Source organism: Arthrobacter sp. HMSC06H05, from assembly GCF_001807395.1.
Taxonomy (GTDB): Bacteria; Actinomycetota; Actinomycetes; order Actinomycetales; family Micrococcaceae; genus Pseudoglutamicibacter; species Pseudoglutamicibacter albus.
Genome location: NZ_KV788974.1, coordinates 109,572 through 123,374 on the forward strand (window position 1 = coordinate 109,572; position 13,803 = coordinate 123,374).

Consider the following 13,803-nt stretch of genomic DNA (forward strand, 5'->3'; position numbering starts at 1 on the left):
GAGCGCACAAACTTTTCTAGACTGGGAAGCCGCAACACGATTTCAGGAGGAACTGTGGAACCACAGCTAGAGGATGCATACGCTGACGTACTTCGCCGTAACCCTGGCGAACCAGAGTTCCACCAGGCAGTTGCAGAGGTTTTCGATTCCCTCGGCCCAGTCGTCAAACAGCACCCCGAGCTCATGGAGTACGGGATCATGCAGCGATTGTGCGAGCCGGAACGTCAGATCATCTTCCGTGTGCCGTGGGTTGATGACAACGGCCAGGTACAGATCAACCGTGGCTTCCGCGTCCAATACAACTCGGCACTTGGCCCGTATAAGGGTGGCTTGCGTTTCCACCCGTCGGTGAACATCGGCATCATCAAGTTCTTGGGCTTCGAACAGATCTTCAAGAACTCACTGACCGGTATGCCTATCGGCGGCGGTAAGGGCGGCTCTGACTTTGATCCGCACGGTAAGTCCGATGCGGAAGTCATGCGTTTCTGCCAGTCGTTTATGACTGAGCTGGCTTCCCACATCGGACAGTACACTGACGTCCCGGCTGGTGACATCGGTGTGGGTGCCCGCGAAATCGGCTACATGTTCGGCCAGTACCGCCGCATGACTAACGCTTATGAATCCGGTGCGCTGACCGGTAAGGCGCTGCTGTGGGGCGGGTCTCGCGCCCGCACCGAGGCGACCGGCTACGGTGCCGTGATCTTCGCGGAGTCCATGCTGAAAACCCGTGGTGAATCTTTCGACGGCGCGAAAGTGACCGTGTCCGGTTCCGGTAACGTCGCGATCTATGCGATGCAGAAGTCCCAGATGCTGGGTGCCACCGTGCAGGCATGCTCGGATTCCTCGGGTTATGTTTATGACCCGAACGGGATCGATGTTGACCTGATCAAGCAGGTCAAGGAAGTGGAGCGCGGCCGCATCTCTGATTACGCCGAACGCCGCGGCAACGGCGCCCGCGTTGTCACTGACGGCTCCATCTGGGACCTGCCGACCGACGTCGCCTTGCCGTGCGCAACCCAGAACGAGCTCAACGGCCGTGACGCCCACACCCTGATCCGTAACGGTGTCAAAGCGGTTTCCGAGGGCGCGAACATGCCGTCAACCCCCGATGCGGTGGCGGCTTTCCGTGACGCGAAGGTGCTCTTCGGCCCAGGTAAGGCCGCGAACGCCGGCGGCGTTGCGACCTCCGCGCTTGAGATGCAGCAGAACGCCTCCCGTGACTCTTGGACGTTCGACTACACGGTCCAGCGTCTCACCGAGATCATGGAAGACATCCACGAAACCTGCCTCGAATCAGCGGATAAGTACGGTCGCGACGGCGACTATGTTTTCGGCGCGAACGTAGCCGGTTTCAGCCGTGTCGCAACCGCGATGCTCAACCAAGGCATCATCTAGCGGGAGCCCACCCCACGCGTGTTCCTAAACGGATAAGATAGAGAGGCAAGTGCGCAAGCACCATTTCTGTGTGCTCGCGGCAAGAAACTGCCATCTCAGGAGATCCCACATCATGGCCCGGATCGTCGTTGACGTCATGCCCAAGCCCGAGATTCTGGACCCGCAGGGTAAAGCTATTCTCGGTGCGTTCCCTCGCCTCGGTTTCACCCAGTTCAGCGAAGTCCGTCAGGGCAAGCGTTTTGAACTGACCGTGGACGGTGAAGTGACAGAAGATACTTTGGCAGCAGCTCGCGAAGCCGCTGAGACCCTGCTGTCCAACCCGGTCATCGAAGACGTTGTCAACGTGGCTGTGGTTGAGGACGGTCAGTAATGCCGCGCACCACTGATTTCCCTTTCTTGGTTGATAATTCCGTGGACACCTACCCGGATTCGGGTGTCAAGATCGGTGTTGTCACGTTCCCCGGAACCCTTGATGACCGCGATGCGTGCCGTGCGGTGCGTTTGGCTGGCGGCGAGCCGGTGAACCTGTGGCACGCCGACGCTGATCTGAAGGATGTTCAGGCTGTTGTAATCGCTGGCGGTTTCTCCTACGGCGACTACCTGCGCCCGGGCGCCATCGCTCGTTTCGCGCCCGTGATGGACAGCATCATCGCTGCCGCGAACTCGGATGAGAAGCTGCCGGTACTGGGTATCTGTAACGGTTTCCAGATCCTCACCGAAGCGCACCTGCTTCCCGGTTCGATGATCAAGAACGATCACCTCAAGTTCATTCGCCGCGATCAGCCGTTGACGATTGAGAACAACGAAACCAAGTGGACCCGCCTGTATGAGAAGAACCAGAGCGTGGTCTATCCGTTGAAGAACCAGGACGGCCAGTACGTCGCAGACGAGGCGACCCTCGACATGCTCGAAGCCGAGGGCCGCGTGGTGTTCCGTTACGAGGGCTGGAACCCGAACGGTTCCCGCCGCGGCATCGCCGGCATCACGAACGAGGCCGGCAACGTGGTTGGTCTGATGCCTCACCCAGAGCACGCAGTCGAGCTGGGCTTCGGACCAGACGATGGCCGCGGCCGTGACGGCCTGACCGTGTTCACTTCCTTGATCAGCAACTTTGTGGAGGACGCCAAGTGACCACCCAAGATTTCACCCTTGATACCGTCGCTGATGCCGAATCCACCCCAGACGTTGAGCAGCCGTGGGCTGAACTGGGGCTGAAGGAAAACGAATACGAGGACATCAAGAAGATCCTGGGCCGCCGCCCCACGGATTCCGAGCTCGCGATCTATTCCGTGATGTGGTCCGAGCACGCCTCCTATAAGTCCTCCAAGATTCACCTCCGCTCCTTCGGTAAGAAGGTTGACGATGAGATGAAGAAGCACACTCTGGTTGGTATGGGCCAGAACGCTGGCGTGACCGACCTCGGTGACGGCTGGGCTGTGACGTTCAAGATCGAATCCCACAACTCACCTTCCTATGTTGAGCCGTATCAGGGTGCCGCAACCGGCATCGGCGGTATCGTCCGCGACATCATCTCGATGGGTGCCCGCCCTGTAGCGGTCATGGACCCGCTGCGTTTCGGCGCGATCGATCATCCGGACACTGCCCGCGTGGTGCACGGGGCTGTCGCGGGCATCGGCGGCTACGGTAACTCGCTTGGTCTGCCGAACATCGGCGGCGAAACCGTGTTTGATCCCGTCTATCAGGGCAATCCGCTCGTCAACGCACTCGCTGTGGGCGTGATGCGTCACGAGGACATCCACCTCGCCAACGCGAAAGGCGAAGGCAACCGTGTGGTCCTGTTCGGTGCGCGCACCGGCGGCGACGGCATCGGCGGAACCTCCGTTCTGGCTTCGGCGTCCTTCGAGGAAGACAAGCCATCCAAGCGCCCAGCGGTCCAGGTGGGTGACCCGTTCGCTGAGAAGGTCCTGATCGAATGCTGCCTCGACTTATTCCGTGACGAGCTTGTTGTGGCGATCCAGGACCTCGGCGCGGCAGGTATTTCGTGCGCGACCAGCGAGCTCGCCTCCAACGGTGGCGTGGGCATGAACGTTAAGCTCAGGGACGTGCTGTTGCGTGATCCGAGCCTCAACCCGTCCGAGATCCTGATGTCCGAATCTCAGGAACGCATGATGGCCGTGGTAACCCCTGAGAACGCTGAGGCGTTCGAGAAGGTCCTGGAGCACTACGGTGTCGAATACTCCTGGATCGGTGAGATCACCGAGGATCCGCGCCTGATCATCACGTGGAACGGCGAGGTCATTGTGGACATCGATCCGCAGACCGCCGCTGAAGAGGGACCTGAATACGACCGCCCATACGCCCGCCCTGACTACCAGGATGCGTTGCAGGCTGACTCGTTCCGCGGCTCCGAGGCCGCTAAGAACCTGCCGGAGCAGGGCGAGGACCTCAAGCAGGCGATGCTGGAGCTCATGGCGCGGCCTAACCTGTGCGATAAGACGTGGGTCACCCAGCAGTTCGATTCCAACGTTGGAGGCAACACAGCGTTGGCTTCCCCTGACGACGCCGGCGTGATCCGCGTTGATGAAAACACCGGCATGGGTGTCGGTTTCGCGACGGATGCGAACGGCCGTTACGCCTACCTCGACCCCTACGCTGGCGCGCAGCTGGCGTTGGCCGAGGCGTACCGCAACGTCGCGACCTCCGGCGCTACCCCGATGGCTGTGACTGACTGCTTGAACTTCGGTTCCCCTGAGGACCCGAATGTGATGTGGCAGCTGGTCCAGGCGATCGAGGGGCTTTCGGATGCGTGCCTTGCACTCCAGGTTCCGGTGACCGGCGGTAACGTTTCGCTCTACAACCAGACCGGCGAGACCCCGATCCACCCGACCCCGGTTGTGGGCGTGATGGGTCGCTTCGATGACGTCACCGCGCGCACGGTTTCGGGTTGGCGTGAAGAGCACGACGGCAACGCTGTCTATTTGCTTGGTGTGACCCGCGATGAGCTGGATGGCTCCGAGTTCGCCGCGATGCGTGACCACCTCGGCGGTGTCCCGCCGAAGGTCGACCTCGATGCGGAACGCACCCTGGGCCAGCTTCTGGTTTCCGGTTCCCGCGACGGCATGTTCGATGCCGCCCACGACCTTTCCGAAGGCGGCCTCGCAGCCGGGCTGGTCGAGATGTCGATGCGCTACGGCGTCGGCGTGCGCGTGAACCTGGATGAACTCAAGCAGCGTGACGGCATTGACGCTTTCACCACTCTGTTCTCTGAATCGCAGGCCCGCGCGCTGGTGTGCCTGCCGCGTTCCGAGGAGGAACGTTTCACCGCGATGGCCGCGGCACGCGGCTTCGCCCACGTCCGCCTGGGTGTCGTGGACGCTTCCTCGAACGCGATCGAAGTTCAAGGCGAGTTCTCCGCTACCCTCGACGAAATCCGCGAAGGCTGGGGCACAACCATGCAACGCCACTTCGGCTAACTCCCGTTGCTAGCGGTGTGCCGTACGGCTACAGCACACCGTTAGCAGGCACCGTCAAAAATATGACATGGCTGTGGGCGCCAGGTTCATCCTGGCGCCCACAGCCATGTCGTATTCGCGGCCGTGAATTGTACGGCCTACCCTGGCTGGCGGGCGCTGTCTCCTGCCCGCCAGCGTGGCAACCTAGCGGCGGACAGCCGCGCCCGGATGGTTTTCCGGCAACCGGTCGCCGCGACCAAACAGTGCGTGGCGCAAGGAGGAACCCGTCTGGTCTTCCACTGGGCGGTCGGCATCCCACGCAACCGTGGCGTCGGCGGCTTCCTCAGCGCTCGGGTACACGCCGAGCGCTTCGAGTTCTGGAATCACGTAGTCCACGACGTCACGGAACGTGCCAGGCTTGACCGCGTAGGCGACGTTGAAGCCATCCACCCCGGTGTCACGCACCCATTCGTGGAACTGTTCGGCGACTTCGCGGCCGGTACCCACGGCAACCGGACCGAAACCACCCACGCCGATGTAGCGCGCCAACTGGCCCACGTTCCACGGCTTATCAGAATCACCTGAAGCCGCCTGGAACATGTTCACCGCGGACTGGATCGCGTTGGACTCCACGTCTTCACCGATCACCGCATCCAGCGGGTATTCGGACAAGTCGATGCCCGTCCAGCCTGCGAGCAACGCCAACGCGCCCTGCTCATCGGCATAAGACTGGTATTCGCGGAACTTCTCCCACGCTTCCTCGTTCGTCTTACCCACAACCGGGGTGATCATCGCGAAAATCTTGACGTCATCAGCGTTACGGCCCTCCGCCACGGTTGCTTCACGAATCTTCTTCACGGTCTTCGCGAGGCCTTCCTTGGTTGCCTGCGAAACGAACACAGCCTCAGCGTGCTTCCCCGCGAAAGCCATACCGCGCGAGGACGCGCCGGCCTGGAAGATCACCGGGGTGCGTTGGCGGGAAGGCTCCGTGATCGCAATGCCTGGAACGTTGAACCACGTGCCTTCGTGTTCAATCGGGTGCACCTTAGCCGGGTCAACGAACAAGCCGGATTCGCGGTCAGCTACAACCGCGTCGTCCTCCCACGAACCCTCGAGCAGCTTATACACGACCTCGAGGTATTCATCCGCGTGATCGTAGCGTTCGTCGTGCTCCATCTGGCTGGTCTGGCCAAAGTTCTTCGCCGCGGACTCGAGGTAGCCGGTCACAACGTTCCAGCCGACTCGCCCGCCCGTGATGTGATCCAGGGTCGCCATGCGGCGCGCGAGCCCCACCGGATGCTCATACGCAGTGCCCGCAGTGACACCGAAACCGAGGTTCTTCGTCGCTGCAGCCATCCCCGCCACGATCACCGCCGGATCAGCCAACGGGATCTGCGCACCGGAACGCAACGCCGTTTCCGGGGAGTTCGCATACGCGTCATACACACCCATCACATCGGCCAAAAACAGGGCGGAGAAACGGCCCTCTTCCAGGATCCTGGCGAGCTCAACCCAGTGCGAGAGCTTGTTGTAATCCCGCGAGGTATCTTCCGGATGCTTCCACAAACCCGGGGACTGGTGGCCAATCGTGTTCATCGCGAAGGCGTTGAGAAGAATCGGTTTTTCAGACGACATGTTAACCCTTTCCCGCAGCCCTCAAACGCTGCGCCATCGTCTTCTGGCGGGAGCACCTTTCCCTCACGATTCCTGCTACGGAACCCTTCAGGATGGTTGCTGCGGCGTCAACGAGCCAGATCTCTCGGCCGCTCTGGATGGATACGGATTCAGCATAGAGGCACACCATGGGCATCACGCAAATCGCTCGTGACCGATGACAAAGAATGACGGCACGCATCGGCGGCTACACTTGCGAAAGTATTACCCCAAGCCATAACACGGGTTTCTGCAGGTGAAAGGGCTACAGCGACGTGGAATTTGCGCGGCCAGAAGTGTTCTTTACCGTCGATATCATCGCGCTGATCATCAACGGGATCATGGGTGGGGTGATCGCCCGCCGCATCGGACGCCTTTGCTTCGCCAGCCGTGTTGAGCAACATGACACACACGCTGACCCGATTTGCGTGCAACCGCATTCGTCACCCACTATGGACAGCACAACCATCCAGAGCGGCTGAGAGATCTGGCTCTACGACGCCGCAGCAACCACCCCGGGTTTTTACCGGGCATGGTGCTCACGCCAGGATCGATGGAGTGACAACGCATGACCGCAACGTCCGCACCCGCGCACCAGGCCGCCCAGGCTCAGCTCAGCAACGCAAACCTCAGCAGCGCGCAGCCTAGCGATGACGCGCTGCTTAGCGATGAAGAGCACAGCGCGTACTGGGCCAAACAGGCCGGGCAGCTCACGTGGGAGACCCCGTGGGATACGGTGCACACGCTAACCCCGCCTAACCCTGAAACTCAGGAAGGTCTGCAGCAAACCTGGTTCGCGGGAGGCACGCTCAACGCCGCTGTCAACTGCGCAGACCGCCACGTAGCGGCGGGCAACGGGGACAAAGTAGCGCTCTACTTCGAAGGTGAACCCGGCGACCGTCGCACCGTGACCTACCGCGAACTCACCGAGGAAGTCTCGCAGGCCGCCCACGCGCTCACGGAACTGGGCATCACCCGCGGCGATCGCGTCGTGATCTATCTTCCGGTGCTCGTTGAGACGATCATCATCACGCTGGCTTGCGCACGCATCGGCGCGATCCACTCGCTTGTTTTCGGCGGGGTCAGCGCAGAAGCGTTGCGTTTCCGGGTTGAAGACACCCGCGCCAAGCTGCTGGTCACCAGCGACGGCCAGTACCGCCGCGGCAAGGCCGTGCCCGTCAAGGACATCGCGGACGAGGCCGCATCCGGGGAGAACCAGCTCGAGCATGTGCTCGTGATCGACCGCACCGGCCAGCGAGACATCCCGTGGACCGAAGGCCGTGACATCTGGTGGGACCAGATTGTGCCCCGCCAGCCCCGGCAGCACACACCGGAAGCGTTCGATGCGGAAAATCCGCTGTTCATCATGTACACCTCCGGGACCACCGGGAAACCGAAGGGCCTGGTGCACACGACCGGCGGCTACCTCACCGGTGCTGTAGCGACCTATAACCAGATTTTCGCCCACCCGGACCCAGCTCAACGCGCGGGCGACGTGCATTGGTGCACTGCAGATCTCGCGTGGGTCACCGCCCACACCTACGAGATCTATGGGCCGCTCGGGGCCGGCGCGACCCAAGTCATCTATGAAGGCGTGCCGAACGCCCCGCACCCGGGCCGGCACTTCGAAGTCATCCAGCGTTATGGTGTGACCTCCTACTACACCGCGCCAACGCTCGTGCGTTCGCTCATGGGCTGGTTCCCGGAAGGGATCCCAGCCGAATACGATCTCTCCAGCATCCGCCTCGGCGGAACCGTAGGTGAAGCTGTCAACCCTGAAGCAGCACGGTGGCTACGCGAACAGATCGGCCGCGACACCTACCAGCCCGCCAACCCTGAAACCGGGGAACCCGAGCGCGGCATCAGCATGGTCGATACCTGGTGGCAGTCAGAAACTGGCTCCACCATACTCACTCCCCTACCCGGCGCAACCACCGTCAAGCCCGGCAGCGTAGGCCGCGACATGCCAGGGGTAGCGACCGCGGTTGTCGACGACGAGGGCAACCCGACACCGGCTGGAACCCAAGGCAACATCGTGCTCACCCAGTTCCCGCCCTCGATGGCGCGCACCGTGTGGGGCAACCCGGAACGCTGGTACACCTCTTACTGGAAGGCCTACGCCACATACGGTTGGTTCAGCGCAGGCGACGGCGCGAAAGTGGATGTCGACGGCGACACCTGGATCCTCGGCCGCACCGATGACGTCATCAACATTTCAGGCCACAGGCTCTCGACCATCGAGATCGAGTCCGCGCTCGTGACCGACCCGGGTGTTGTCGAAGCCGGCGTGTGCCCGGTACCGGATGCGAAGACCGGGCACGCCGCGATCGCGTTCGTGGTCCCCGGCGACCAGTCCCTGCTTGGCGCTGACGCGAGCGATGAGGCCGTCGCCGAGTTCGCGCAACGGCTACGCGCCACCGTGACCAAGGAAATCGGGCCCATCGCAAAACCGGCCCGCATCATCCTTGTCCCCGACGTACCGAAAACCCGCTCCGGCAAGATCATGCGCCGCATCCTCACCCAGGCCTACACCGGCGAACAGCTCGGCGACACAACGAGCCTGCGCAACGAAGAATGCATCCCGGACGTGCTCGCTGCCGCCCGCGGCTAGCTGTATCCGTAGCTAGGCCGTACCCACCGGAGAACTGACCGGCGGCTACGGCGGGAGGCCGTGCCCGCAAGAGAAAATGCGTACTTTGAGTTGATTTGAAGTCAGTTCGTCCAGGCTTAGGCGGCCGGCTCGCCCAAGCCTTATCGCGAATGTGCATTGGGTCACGCATCGTCCTAGTCTCGATGCATGCGTTCTAGCAAAGACACGGCTTCCGGCAGCGGCACGGGTTCCAGTAGCGGCACGGGTTCCAGCGCCGACGCCTCGCCCCGGGTTGAGAAGGAGTCCCTCGATAAAGGCTTGACCGGGCGCCACATCCAGTTCATGGCGCTGGGTTCGGCAATCGGGACCGGGCTTTTCTATGGGTCAGCGGATGCGATCAAGGCAGCCGGACCCATCGTTCTGCTCGCCTACATCGTGGCCGGTGCCGCGGTGTTCATCGTGATGCGTTCACTGGGTGAGATGGCGGTGCGCAACCCGGTTGCTGGCGCGTTCTCTGACTACGCGACCCGCTATCTGGGCCGCTACCTGGGGTTCACGACCGGCTGGACGTACGTGTTCTGCATGCTCGTCGTCTCGATCGCGGACGTGACCGCGGTGTCCGTGTATATGGGGTTATGGTTCCCTAACGCGCCGCAGTGGGTCTGGGCGGCAGCGGTCGTTTTGCTCATCGCGGGCATCAACACCCGGCATGTCAAGGTATTCGGTGAGATGGAGTTCTGGATGTCGATCATCAAGGTCGGCGCCGTAATCGCGATGATCCTCGGCGGCATCGCGATCCTGATTATCGGTATGAGCGTGCCGGGTGAGGCGACCCCGGGTCTGCATAATCTTTTCGATCACGGCGGTTTGGCGCCTAACGGCTGGGTCGGTATTCTGGCGTGCTTGACGATGGTCGTGTTCAGCTTCGGTGGCATCGAGACCATCGCCGTGACCGCGGGCGAGGCTAACGATCCGCACACCGCGATCCCGCGCGCCGTGAACTCGGTTCCGATCCGCATCCTGCTGTTCTATGTTCTGGCTTTGGGTGTGATCATGACGCTGGTTCCGTGGAACCACATGAGCTCGGACACTTCCCCGTTCGTCCAGATTTTCGCAACGCTAGGAATCCCGGCGGCGCAACATATTTTGAATATCGTGGTGCTCACGGCCGCGATCTCTGCGATCAACGCGAACTCGTACGGTGCCGGCCGCATGCTGTTCGGGATGGCACACCTGGGGCAATCCCCACGCGCGTTCACCCGGACCACGGGCAAGGGCGTGCCGTGGGCTGCGGCACTGCTCATGATGTGCGCGCTCACGGTGGGTGTGGTGTTGAACTTCCTGATGCCGGAGTCCGCTTTCGCCGTGGTTGCCTCGGTCGGTGCGTTTGCGATCACGTGGCTGTGGTGCATGGTTTTGCTGTCCCACACCGCGATGCGCATCAAACTACGCCGCGAAGGCGTGCCTAAGGAAGGGCTTGAGTTCCCGGTGCCGTTGTGGCCCATCACCCCGATCTTCGCGGGTTCCTTCCTGGTTCTGGTGATCGTGTTGATGGCGTGGTTCCCGAACACGCGCGTCTCACTCATCGCGGGTGCCGTGTGGATCGCCCTGATTTCGGTGATATATGTTGTCACAACGTGGCTCAAGCGCCGCCAGAGTCAGTAACGTGTGGTCATGGCTCCTACGTTTTACCCTGCACAGATCCCTACGGCGGCCGGTCAGAAGATCGGCCCAGACCTTGCGCGTTCGTGGCTTTTGACGAACGCGGCGCATCCTGACCGTTTCGCTGAGGCTGAAGATTCTGCCGCCGATGTGGTGGTTTTGGATATCGAAGATGCGGTGGCGCCGAAAGACAAGGTTGCTGCCCGTGAAGCCGCGGTTGAGTGGATGACTAGCGGCCACACCGCGTGGGTTCGTATGAACGGTTATGCGACCAAGTATTGGGAGGACGACGTTGAGGCTTTAGCTGCCGCGTTGCCGTCTGCTGTGGGTGGGCCTGTGGCTGAGGGTGGTTTGGCCGGTGTGATCCTTGCGATGGTCGAATCCACCGACCACGTCAATGAGACCGCACGCCGTTTGCCTGGGATTCCCGTGATTGCACTCGTTGAGACCGCGCGCGGTTTGCAGCGCATCGATTCGATCGCCGCGGCGAAGGGGACCTATCGTTTGGCGTTCGGTATCGGTGACTTCCGCCGTGACACCGGGATGGGGGACGGCCCGATGGCGTTGGCTTATGCCCGCTCACAGTTCACGATCGCATCCCGCGCAACAGGCCTGCCGGGCGCGATCGACGGCCCGACCGTGGGTACCACGGGCGTCAAACTCGCCGAAGCCGCCGCGGTCACGAGCGAGTTCGGTATGACCGGCAAACTGTGCCTAGTTCCAGAACAGACCGCAACCGTCAACGAAGGCCTCTCCCCTTCCAGCGAGGACGTCGCATGGGCACATGAGTTCCTCACAGAATTCGAGGAAGCCGGCGGAGAGATCCGCAACGGCTCCGATCTGCCGCGCCTCTCTCGCGCGAACAAGATCCTCGCCCTTGCGAAGGCCTACAACGTGCAGTGGCGCAAGGCATCCGACCCGGCCCCTGCGCCATCGGACACCTACCACTACTGACACGCGTAGCCGCTACGGGCTTGCCGCCGCGGGCTGATCGTTACTGTGCGAGAGGCCCGCGGCGTAGCGCAAGTTCCGCGAAAAGCCGCACGCTACGGCCCAGCACGCGATCGTCGAAGATCGCGTGTGGCGAGTGGTTGCCCGCAACTTTCGTGGGGTCTTCACCTTCCGGGACGGCACCGAGGAAAATGTAGGCGCCCGGTACGCGCTGGAGCACTTCGGAGAAGTCTTCTGAACCGGCTTCGGTGCGCGGCAGCTCTCGGTAGGCGGTATCCCCGAACAGGTCCCGCACGGTGTCGGCCACGTAGTCCACGTGTTCGGCCGAGTTCACGGTTACAGGGAAGTCACATTCGACCCTGTAGCTTGCACTCATCCCGTGTGCTTCCGCGATGCCTTTGGCGACGCGCTGCACGGCCGGCACGAGCTTTTCACGTGACGCCGGGCTGAAGGAACGCAGCGTGACCTGGATGGTTGCGGTGGACGGGATGATGTTCGGCGCAGAGCCCGCCTTGATCGAGCCGACAGTCACCACGACGGGGTCGAACGGGTCGAACTGGCGGGTCACCATGGTCTGTAGGCCGAGCACGATCTCTGCCGCGACTGGCACCGGGTCCGCGGCTTGGTGCGGGGCGGATCCGTGGCCGCCTTGGCCGTGGACGGTGATGACGAGGTCATCACATCCGGACTGTATGGTTCCCGGTTTGGAGACGAACGTCGCGTGCGGATAGCGGTCGGCGTACACGTGGATCGCGTACGCTTCGTCGACCGGCTGGCCTGCGGCTTCCAGTAGGCCTTCTTCGATCATGATTTTCGCGCCGCCAGCGGTTTCTTCGGCAGGCTGGAACATGCCTACAACATCGGCGGTAAGTTCATCGCGGCGCTGTGCGAGATACAGCAGCGTGCCCACCAGGCCCGCGGTGTGCATGTCGTGGCCGCACGCATGCATCTTCCCGGTTTCGGTGGGCGAATATTCAAGCCCGGTTTCTTCGGTGACCGGTAGCGCGTCCATGTCTCCACGCAACAGGACTACGGGGCGGCGCGTACCTTCAGGAAGCGGAGCAGCACCACGCAGAACAGCGGTCACAGAGGACTGCGCCTTCCCGGTGTGCAGCTCGATCCCCTCGATTCCCTCGAGGGCGTCCAGCACCGCCGCCTGAGTGGTGGGTAGGTGCCGGTCCAGCTCGGGATTCGCGTGCAAATAACGGCGCAACCGGACGATGTGCCCGTTGAGTTCCGCCGGGATCGGTTCTTGCGCCGCCGGATGTACCGCCGGAAGCTGTTGCCCCGGTGTTGACGTGTTTCTCGCTGATGTACTGGCGGTGCTCATCATGGGTGTCCTTGGCTTAGCTGGTGTCCGTGAACGGCGTCACAGTCAGTGTAGTGGGTGGCTGTGATGCAGCGCAGGGTTAGGGAAGTGCGCTGCGGATGTGGTGCAGGTGCGCTTCTTGGGCTGGGGTGAGGTAGCGGATGTCGCAGTTGCGCAACCCCGGATTGCTGATGTTCCACTCGTCCAGGGTGTTGAGCAGGCAGCGGGTGGTCGAGCCGTGGGATACGGCGATGACGCGTTGGCCTGGGTTGCGCTGGAGCGCTTCGGCGAGCGCTGTAGCGCTACGGCGGCCGGCGTCTTTGGAGCTTTCGACGCCTTCGAGGATCCCGAGCTCTTTACCGCGGGCTTCGACCTCTTCGACGTTGGGGAGGTGTGCCGGGAAGAGGTAGGTGAAGGTTTCTTTGTCGAGGTCGCCGTAGGCACGGCCTTCGTAGGGGCCGTAGGAGCGTTCTTTGAGCCCAGCGACGACGCGCGGCGCCTCAAGTCCGAGGTGTTCAGCGATGATCTCCGCGGTTTCGCGCGCCCTGAGTTGCGGGGAGGTGAGGATGACGTCCCACGGGCTACCCCATCGTGATGTCGCGTCAGCCGCCAGGGTTTCCGCCGCGGCGCGGGCTTGTTCGATGCCGGTCGCGTTGAGGGGGACGTCCGCGCTTCCTTGGAAGCGGCGTTCTTTATTCCAGTCTGTTTGCCCGTGGCGGACCAAAGCGAGAGACGGGACGTGGTGAGGGCTGGTGCTCATATCCCCCAGCTTAGGGCTCGCGTCGTGCATCGACACAGCCCGCTTTCCTCTGTCTCTCACACCGCCACCG

11 protein-coding genes and 2 riboswitches are annotated in these 13,803 nt (G+C 62.3%); of the genes, 7 read left to right on the forward strand and 4 right to left on the reverse strand.

The genetic code is table 11. The features are described from left to right. The first annotated feature begins 54 nt into the window (after positions 1-54). The 4 genes from gdhA to purL all read left to right on the forward strand — a co-directional run bounded on the left by gdhA (position 55) and on the right by purL (position 4,829). Complete coding sequence (gene gdhA / locus HMPREF3160_RS02250; RefSeq protein ID WP_070506822.1) at positions 55-1,395, forward strand: NADP-specific glutamate dehydrogenase; 1,341 nt, start codon at positions 55-57, stop codon at positions 1,393-1,395. A gap of 112 nt (positions 1,396-1,507) precedes the next feature. Next, positions 1,508-1,765 carry a phosphoribosylformylglycinamidine synthase subunit PurS gene (gene purS, locus HMPREF3160_RS02255; RefSeq protein ID WP_035756569.1) on the forward strand — a complete coding sequence of 86 codons (258 nt, stop codon included), beginning with the start codon at positions 1,508-1,510 and terminating at the stop codon, positions 1,763-1,765. Next, on the forward strand, positions 1,765-2,526 hold the full coding sequence (gene purQ, locus HMPREF3160_RS02260) for a phosphoribosylformylglycinamidine synthase subunit PurQ (protein ID WP_070491560.1): 762 nt from the start codon (positions 1,765-1,767) through the stop codon (positions 2,524-2,526). The genes purS and purQ overlap by 1 nt, the downstream gene beginning before the upstream one ends. Then, positions 2,523-4,829 carry a phosphoribosylformylglycinamidine synthase subunit PurL gene (gene purL, locus HMPREF3160_RS02265; protein WP_070506824.1) on the forward strand — a complete coding sequence of 769 codons (2,307 nt, stop codon included), beginning with the start codon at positions 2,523-2,525 and terminating at the stop codon, positions 4,827-4,829. Before purQ ends, purL begins: the two co-directional genes overlap by 4 nt. Positions 4,830-5,012: 183 nt before the next feature. On the opposite strand, the gene HMPREF3160_RS02270 is transcribed toward purL, so the two are convergent. After that, positions 5,013-6,443 carry an LLM class flavin-dependent oxidoreductase gene (locus HMPREF3160_RS02270; RefSeq protein WP_070506828.1) on the reverse strand — a complete coding sequence of 477 codons (1,431 nt, stop codon included), beginning with the start codon at positions 6,441-6,443 and terminating at the stop codon, positions 5,013-5,015. A gap of 30 nt (positions 6,444-6,473) precedes the next feature. Further along, a riboswitch (SAM riboswitch) is annotated at positions 6,474-6,587 on the reverse strand. Positions 6,588-6,592: 5 nt separating this feature from the next. After that, the gene (locus tag HMPREF3160_RS02275) at positions 6,593-6,865 is read right to left on the reverse strand and encodes a hypothetical protein (protein ID WP_070491557.1); all 273 of its coding nucleotides are present in this window, start codon (positions 6,863-6,865) and stop codon (positions 6,593-6,595) included. Positions 6,866-6,923: 58 nt separating this feature from the next. Then, positions 6,924-7,021, forward strand: a riboswitch (SAM riboswitch). 8 nt (positions 7,022-7,029) lie between these two features. Between HMPREF3160_RS02275 and acs the strand changes: the two genes are divergently transcribed. From acs to HMPREF3160_RS02290, 3 genes are all read left to right on the forward strand, one after another. Further along, complete coding sequence (gene acs, locus HMPREF3160_RS02280; protein WP_083285306.1) at positions 7,030-9,072, forward strand: acetate--CoA ligase; 2,043 nt, start codon at positions 7,030-7,032, stop codon at positions 9,070-9,072. A gap of 186 nt (positions 9,073-9,258) precedes the next feature. After that, positions 9,259-10,716 (forward strand): amino acid permease, encoded by a 1,458-nt coding sequence (locus tag HMPREF3160_RS02285; RefSeq protein WP_083285308.1) that lies wholly within the window; start codon positions 9,259-9,261, stop codon positions 10,714-10,716. A 9-nt stretch (positions 10,717-10,725) separates the two neighbouring features. Continuing rightward, positions 10,726-11,667, forward strand: a complete 942-nt coding sequence (locus tag HMPREF3160_RS02290) for an HpcH/HpaI aldolase/citrate lyase family protein (protein ID WP_052048547.1) — start codon at positions 10,726-10,728, stop codon at positions 11,665-11,667. 40 nt (positions 11,668-11,707) lie between these two features. On the opposite strand, the gene HMPREF3160_RS02295 is transcribed toward HMPREF3160_RS02290, so the two are convergent. Both HMPREF3160_RS02295 and HMPREF3160_RS02300 read right to left on the reverse strand, forming a co-directional pair. After that, positions 11,708-12,997, reverse strand: coding sequence for a M20 metallopeptidase family protein (locus HMPREF3160_RS02295; protein ID WP_083285309.1), 1,290 nt, complete (start codon positions 12,995-12,997; stop codon positions 11,708-11,710). 76 nt (positions 12,998-13,073) lie between these two features. Beyond that, positions 13,074-13,763: a histidine phosphatase family protein gene (locus HMPREF3160_RS02300; protein WP_256173830.1), complete on the reverse strand. Its 690-nt coding sequence runs from the start codon at positions 13,761-13,763 to the stop codon at positions 13,074-13,076. Positions 13,764-13,803 lie beyond the last annotated feature (40 nt).

What these genes read in the sequence shown, in the direction of transcription:
- purS (WP_035756569.1), top strand. Translation starts at nt 1,508, where the DNA reads ATGGCCCGGATCGTCGTTGACGTCATGCCCAAGCCCGAGATTCTGGAC.
- purQ (WP_070491560.1), top strand. Translation starts at nt 1,765, where the DNA reads ATGCCGCGCACCACTGATTTCCCTTTCTTGGTTGATAATTCCGTGGAC.
- HMPREF3160_RS02270 (WP_070506828.1), bottom strand. Translation starts at nt 6,443, where the DNA reads ATGTCGTCTGAAAAACCGATTCTTCTCAACGCCTTCGCGATGAACACG.
- HMPREF3160_RS02275 (WP_070491557.1), bottom strand. Translation starts at nt 6,865, where the DNA reads ATGTTGCTCAACACGGCTGGCGAAGCAAAGGCGTCCGATGCGGCGGGC.
- acs (WP_083285306.1), top strand. Translation starts at nt 7,030, where the DNA reads ATGACCGCAACGTCCGCACCCGCGCACCAGGCCGCCCAGGCTCAGCTC.
- HMPREF3160_RS02285 (WP_083285308.1), top strand. Translation starts at nt 9,259, where the DNA reads ATGCGTTCTAGCAAAGACACGGCTTCCGGCAGCGGCACGGGTTCCAGT.
- HMPREF3160_RS02290 (WP_052048547.1), top strand. Translation starts at nt 10,726, where the DNA reads ATGGCTCCTACGTTTTACCCTGCACAGATCCCTACGGCGGCCGGTCAG.
- HMPREF3160_RS02295 (WP_083285309.1), bottom strand. Translation starts at nt 12,997, where the DNA reads ATGATGAGCACCGCCAGTACATCAGCGAGAAACACGTCAACACCGGGG.
- HMPREF3160_RS02300 (WP_256173830.1), bottom strand. Translation starts at nt 13,763, where the DNA reads ATGCACGACGCGAGCCCTAAGCTGGGGGATATGAGCACCAGCCCTCAC.